At 34.4% G+C, this 6,195-nt stretch carries 7 protein-coding genes; 3 read left to right on the forward strand and 4 right to left on the reverse strand.

Features of this window, described 5'->3' with window-relative positions; translation table 11 throughout:
- Nucleotides 1-3: 3 nt before the first annotated feature.
- Nucleotides 4-618, reverse strand: a complete 615-nt coding sequence (locus ACTQ5K_RS21660) for a DedA family protein (RefSeq protein WP_031535880.1) — start codon at nt 616-618, stop codon at nt 4-6.
- Between the two features lie 213 nt (nt 619-831).
- Here ACTQ5K_RS21660 and ACTQ5K_RS21665 point away from each other — a divergent pair, with 213 nt between their 5' ends.
- Together ACTQ5K_RS21665 and ACTQ5K_RS21670 are read left to right on the forward strand one after the other, a co-directional pair.
- On the forward strand, nt 832-1,581 hold the full coding sequence (locus ACTQ5K_RS21665) for a hypothetical protein (RefSeq protein WP_048717390.1): 750 nt from the start codon (nt 832-834) through the stop codon (nt 1,579-1,581).
- Nucleotides 1,582-2,325 carry a hypothetical protein gene (locus ACTQ5K_RS21670; protein ID WP_031535875.1) on the forward strand — a complete coding sequence of 248 codons (744 nt, stop codon included), beginning with the start codon at nt 1,582-1,584 and terminating at the stop codon, nt 2,323-2,325. It begins immediately after the preceding gene.
- Between the two features lie 38 nt (nt 2,326-2,363).
- Here ACTQ5K_RS21670 and ACTQ5K_RS21675 read toward each other — a convergent pair whose 3' ends face one another.
- Nucleotides 2,364-3,137, reverse strand: a complete 774-nt coding sequence (locus ACTQ5K_RS21675; RefSeq protein WP_441994284.1) for a YhfC family intramembrane metalloprotease — start codon at nt 3,135-3,137, stop codon at nt 2,364-2,366.
- 126 nt (nt 3,138-3,263) lie between these two features.
- Between ACTQ5K_RS21675 and ACTQ5K_RS21680 the strand changes: the two genes are divergently transcribed.
- Nucleotides 3,264-4,451, forward strand: a complete 1,188-nt coding sequence (locus ACTQ5K_RS21680) for an RtcB family protein (protein ID WP_031535871.1) — start codon at nt 3,264-3,266, stop codon at nt 4,449-4,451.
- Nucleotides 4,452-4,683: 232 nt separating this feature from the next.
- Here ACTQ5K_RS21680 and ACTQ5K_RS21685 read toward each other — a convergent pair whose 3' ends face one another.
- Together ACTQ5K_RS21685 and ACTQ5K_RS21690 are read right to left on the reverse strand one after the other, a co-directional pair.
- A complete protein-coding gene (locus ACTQ5K_RS21685) occupies nt 4,684-5,619 on the reverse strand; it encodes an acetamidase/formamidase family protein (protein WP_031535868.1) in 936 nt (311 codons plus the stop codon).
- Nucleotides 5,620-5,697: 78 nt separating this feature from the next.
- A complete protein-coding gene (locus ACTQ5K_RS21690; RefSeq protein ID WP_031535866.1) occupies nt 5,698-6,018 on the reverse strand; it encodes a hypothetical protein in 321 nt (106 codons plus the stop codon).
- Nucleotides 6,019-6,195: the final 177 nt, after the last annotated feature.

Raw genomic sequence — 6,195 nt, forward strand, 5'->3', positions numbered from 1 at the left:
CAATTAATCTTGTTTAATCATTCGTTTATAAATATATCTTCCGATAAAAGCAATTCCTATGATAGCAATAAGCGTATATGCAACATTGGAGTACATGTCCATATAGTGGACGATATCTTCCCAAGAGTCGCCTACTGCTGCTCCAATTCGAATAAGGACAAAGTTCCACACGAACGTACCAATTGTTGTTAAAAATAAAAAGATACCAAAATTCATTTTTGCCATACCAGCGGGAAGTGAAATTAAGCTTCGAATTAGCGGAATAAAGCGGCAGAAGAAGACGGTCCAATAACCGTATTTATCAAACCAGCGATCTGCCTTATATAAATCTTCTCTTTTCAATCGGAGAATTCTACCCCATTTATCTACTATTTTTTCTAACTTCTTGATTTCTAATAAGGAACCAATAAAATAAAGAATGATTGCTCCTAGAACCGACCCAATCGTAGAAACGAGAACAACCCCTGTTATAGTCATCTCTGTTTTTGCCGTCATCGCCCCCCCGAATGTTAATATCACTTCCGATGGAATCGGGGGAAAGATATTTTCAAGCATAATTAACAAAAGGATTCCGATATATCCGAAGTTTTCCATTATTTCCATAATCCAATTTTCCATTTACTGCACTCCTTAAATGATTATCACTATTATGCATTTAGATATTCTATTTTGCCTATCCGTATCTTATCATAGGGTTTAGGATTCTTCTATTATAATTCTATTTCTACAAGTTATATAACATTCATGCTTTCTTAATAAAGAGTGTTGCAATTTGGGAAATATGCTAAAATAAGGATAAATATAAAAGCTATTATAGATTGGAGATTATCTATGCTTGATTTTTGGCAAGCAAATCATTTAAGCACAAATTTGATGAACATATTTGGTTGGGGCATACTTATTTGTGCTGTTTGTTATTTATATAGAAGACAAACGGAAAAACCTGTTATATGGAAAATGGTAATTGTTGTCTACATAGGTTTATTTTGTTTTAACTTTCAGTTCGCCATTGGTGAAACACCAGTGAAAATAGCAATATTACCACTTGGTGTATGGATACTAATATTGGTTTTTGGAAAGAAGAAAGAACGATGGAAGATATATCGACCATATGCCTGGTTTGGGTTCTTTGGGAATTATATTTTTCTTATAACTACTTTACTTATTTCTCCATTACAGAATATTTTGTATCCAATAGAAAAAGTAGAAACTTTTTTAGCTGAATTAGATGATCCTGGCATTCTATTAATCCATCCTTCTGGTAAACAAGCAGATCTTAATAATGAGGTGTTTATAGAAAGTCTATCATCATGGGAGTTAAGCAAAATGGACTCGATGCTTTGGTATGATGAATCATATCCAGAAATAGATGAGGAAGAATGGGAAGAGGATGAACAGGCGCCATATCAGACAACGGAACGCTTTCCCTATATTCTTTTAGGAGCAAGTCCAAAGTGGGGGAGTGGCTATGAATCTACTATTTATATTGAAAAAGATGGAAAAGGCATGCTTATTTCAACAGAAAAAGAGCAGTTCTATTTTCAATCGTCTAAATCCATCATAGAAGGAAGGAAAGAATAAGTGAGATATAAATGGATATGGAGTTTAGTGGTCGTATTAATAATTGCTATATGTTTACTTATTTTTCTTCCTTTAAATGAAGAGCAACGTACTCCTTCTTCTCTTCCAAATGAAAATCAATTAAAGAAAATGATTTTGGAAACAGGCGATGTAAACATTAAGTCTATTTTCGAACAAATGGCTATCGACGATAATCATATTTTTATGCCCCACCTTTCTAGTGATAATCAATATGGCTATAGTTTATTAGAATGGAAAAAGAATAAATGGGAAGTAACCTATGTAACATCATCAGGACAACCGCTTTTGTGGAAAATTACAGGTGGAAATAAGTCTGAATCATATTTTATATGGAACCTTGAAACAAAATATAAAATAGATCATCTTACTTTTTTTATGAATAAGCATCGGAATTTTAGAAGTGGATGGGGTGTTGAATTTTATGAACCTGCAATCCAAATAGAGGAAGTTGTTTCTTTAGGCGATAAGCCATATGGGATACACAAAGTCACCGATGAATGGGAGAGGATATGGAAGGCTACTCAGATAAAGGTTGAGGAACAGGAAGAAGATTTATTTACTTTTAATAATGAAGAAGGGCTGCATTTTGGCGTTAAAGGTTATGATAGGGAAAATAATTATGTAGAACCATATAACTACTACGAAAATAGCAGTTCCACAAGTTCAGGTGCGAAAACGGAATATGTATCTATTTTGGATGAATGGGATGGGGAACAGTGGTAAATAAAATGTTCTTCGATAAAAAAGGAGAGAGATAAAATCTACCTCTCAAATTTTGGTTTCATTTTTACAATAAATACGAATGACAGAATAGCAATGAATCCTAAGAATATCTCGATGACAAGAAGATTTGTCAAAGTGCCTGCTTGATAAAGAGCTGGCAAGAAATTAATTGCTGCATGGATGATAATAGCGTAAAGAACATAGGTGAATTTGTTTTGTCTAATAGCATACAGAACAAGGATAGAAAGAGCGAGATGTAAAGCAAGAGCAAGAATTCTTTCTAATCCGCCTGTGGCAAAAACCCAAGTGTTTGCTTCCTCAAATTGCTCCTTAATGCTCGTAATTTCTTCAGGTGTAGCAGCAGCTCCAAGAATAGTTTCTAAGTTCCCAGTTTTAATCATTGCGGAGATAAGGAGAGAATTTAGTGCTGACATTCCACCTATAAGTATTGCTTCTATTCCTCCATGACCTAAACCGTAAGATAGCCCATCATTAAAATGATGATTATTTTTTAAGAATACTTTAAAAGCAAAATATCGACCCATTTCTTCAAATATTCCGGCCGCAAGCCCTCCATACAAGGCAAAGATATATGGGTTTGTGCTCCATCTTAATTCAGTTCCATTTGGAGCGAGTGCGAGGAAATGAACGATCTTTTCTAGAATTTGTGAAAAAACTATGAAGATAAGTACTCCAACAAGCAAGGATCTCCATGACATCATCTTTTTTCTTTGTAAATATATCATTAAAAGAACAGGCACAATTACAGCAAGGAATAATTGTAGAGATACTCCTAAATAGATAGAATTCATTCGATTTTCCCCTTTCAACCTATTTCATAACTGTTATATTAAGTGTATAACAGTTTAAGAAGGTACGTCAATAAATATGGGGATAAATGAAAGTTAAAAAAGATAATCAGAAAAGGAAGTGACCAAATGATTGAATTAACAGGAAAATACAATACTGCTAAGGTGTTTACTGATCAATTAGAAGAAATGGCTGAAGCACAAATTAAAGAATTGTGTGATCAGGAATTTGCACAAAAAAGCAAAATCCGCATTATGCCAGATACCCATGCAGGCGTTGGCTGTACAATTGGGACAACAATGACTATCCATGACAAAATTGTTCCAAATTTAGTAGGGGTCGATATTGGGTGTGGCATGGCGGTGGCGAAAGTGAATACTGGGGATAAAGAAATCAATTATGACGCATTAGATGCCGCTGTTCGCAAATACATTCCAAGCGGTTTCTCTATTCGTGATAAAGCACATCCGTATAATGAAGAGATAGATTTGGATGAAGTGAAAGCACCAATAAATAGAAAAAGGGCAGAACAAAGTATTGGAACCTTAGGTGGCGGAAATCATTTTATTGAGTTGAATCAATCAACTGATGGAAATGTGTATATTGTTATACATAGCGGCAGCCGTAACCTAGGGGCACAAGTTGCAGAATATTACCAGACACTTGCTTATGATAATTTATTAAATGTTGATGGGATGAAAAAAGAACTTATTGCTAAATTGAAAGAAGAGGGAAGACATGCTGAAATCCAATCAAGTATAAATAGTATGAAACTACCGAAAATAAACAAAGAGCTTGCTTATTTAGAATCTCAAGGATTTAAAGACTATATGCACGATATGAAAATTGCTCAAAAGTATGCTTATTTAAACCGTCTTGCAATGATTGATGTCATAGTTACAAAGATGAACTGGGTTATTTTAGATCAATTTACTACTATTCACAATTATATTGATATGGAAAATATGATATTAAGAAAAGGTGCAATCTCTGCTAGAAAAGGAGAAAGAGTAATCATTCCATTAAATATGAGAGATGGCAGCATTATTGCATTTGGGAAAGGCAACGATGACTGGAATCAATCCGCCCCACATGGAGCAGGAAGATTGATGTCGAGAACGAAAGCGAGAAAAACAGTTAGTTTAAAGGATTTTGAAACATCGATGAAAGATGTTTGGAGCACTTCAGTTAAGAATAGTACATTAGATGAAAGTCCATTTGCTTATAAACCGATGGAAGAAATTATTAAGCACACAGCAGATACAATTGATATCGCAGAAATTATTAAGCCATTGTATAATTTTAAGGCAAATTAACAAGGGAATGCAAAGGTTCTAAGTATAGTGGGCTAAAAGCAGAGAGAGGAGGAACTAATCTAATATTTCCTCCTCTCTCCTTGTCATACATATTTAATTAGAGTTTCAAAAATGAGCGAAATAAAAATCGGAAAAAGCCATAGAAGATTTCAATGAAATCGAGTAATACTTCTAATAGATTCCAAGCAAAGGAGTCTTTTTTATCTTTTTTTCTCAAAGTAAATCCTCCTAATTAACGGATAACGCCATGTGGCAAAATGGCATGAACACCTTTTACTCCATTAACAATTTGCGTAATATGTAAATCAACAGAAACACTGGCTAAAGCAGTTGCTTCTGTTCGTGAAATAGAATAGAATTGCTCCATTAAAGAGATCATATCTGATAAGGCAATTTCTGTTGCCTTATTTAAATCTTCATCGAACCCAAATGTAATCCAGCCATTTGGCGTTTTCGCTCTAGGATACGTTAAATCCATATCTTTTCTTACAATTAATGTAATGTCTACATGCTCCATTGGACATTCAATTGCTGTACCTGAGATTTCTCCGTCTCCTTGGAGTGCGTGGCCGTCTCCAATGGAGAAAAGAGCATTTTCAACAGAGATTGGTAAAAATAAACTGCTGCCTTTTACGATTTCCTTACAATCAATATTACCACCACAATATCTTGGTGGAGAGGTAGAATGGACACCTGCTTCTTTTGGAGCAACGCCAAGAACACCCATAAACGGCTGCAAGGCAATATGAAATGGTCGGGAATGAATGGAGGTTGAGCCAATCATTTTCTCCGTATCTAATTCCCAATCTAATTGAATTCTGTCAGTATGAGAGATTCCAATCGCATTATTTTGCCAATTCGCCATTCCGCCGGCCCAATTACGTCCATACCAACCTGGAACAATATCATTAAGTTTTACTTCTAAAACCATTCCAGGCTTAGCACCTCTAACAGCAATAGGACCAATCATCGGATGCTGTGGTTTTTCTTCTTGTTCTCGTGAGGAGTATTTACGATAATCTTCCTCTTTAGAGGCTGAATAGCCCCATTCAATATCCAGTGTCTTTAGCGTAATCGAGTCGCCTGATTCCACTGTTAATATTGGTTTATAGTTATTGCTAAAGGAACCATGCAAGTTTTCCTGCTTTAAAGATAAATGATGCTGCATTTTTCTCCTCCTAAAAAAGATTATTTTCCCTTTTATTCGCTAAAAATGTGCACATTCCTTTTATCTATGAAAAAATATTTATCTTCTTTTGGTTAAACTATAAACCTTTGTTGCTATTATATTTGGTGTTATTCTTTCTTTTAAAGTAGGAAAGACAGATCCTACATACTCCTCAGGGTTTCGAATATAGGCCTTTTCATACATATAAATCGTAAAGGAACAGGATACACGGACATAAATGTCTCCATCCATGTCATATGGTTCCGATATTGTAATGACTTCAAAGGAATCATCAAATTTATTTGTTTTTGCATTTAATCTCTTTGTAACATTCTCTTTATATTTCGTTGTTCTCATTGGCTTGTAATGAAAATCAACGACTCCAATTGCTTGAATCATACCTTCCTCCCAGTTAAAACATTCGAACAAATATTATACCATTTATTTTTAAGATATTTAGAAAAAATCACTAGTGTTGCATTAATTTATTTTCACTATTAAAAATACTCAAAATGTTCAATTTTATTATTTTGTGCAAAGAAAAAGTCCTTTATAATGGATAAGTCAGGTGGTAAC

The sequence above is a fragment of the Niallia sp. Sow4_A1 genome (assembly GCF_052116745.1).
Taxonomy (GTDB): Bacteria; Bacillota; Bacilli; order Bacillales; family Cytobacillaceae; genus Niallia; species Niallia hominis.

Coding starts and splice junctions, on each gene's coding strand:
- ACTQ5K_RS21660 (WP_031535880.1), bottom strand. CDS start 618: ATGGAAAATTGGATTATGGAAATAATGGAAAACTTCGGATATATCGGA.
- ACTQ5K_RS21665 (WP_048717390.1), top strand. CDS start 832: ATGCTTGATTTTTGGCAAGCAAATCATTTAAGCACAAATTTGATGAAC.
- ACTQ5K_RS21675 (WP_441994284.1), bottom strand. CDS start 3,137: ATGAATTCTATCTATTTAGGAGTATCTCTACAATTATTCCTTGCTGTA.
- ACTQ5K_RS21680 (WP_031535871.1), top strand. CDS start 3,264: ATGATTGAATTAACAGGAAAATACAATACTGCTAAGGTGTTTACTGAT.
- ACTQ5K_RS21685 (WP_031535868.1), bottom strand. CDS start 5,619: ATGCAGCATCATTTATCTTTAAAGCAGGAAAACTTGCATGGTTCCTTT.
- ACTQ5K_RS21690 (WP_031535866.1), bottom strand. CDS start 6,018: ATGATTCAAGCAATTGGAGTCGTTGATTTTCATTACAAGCCAATGAGA.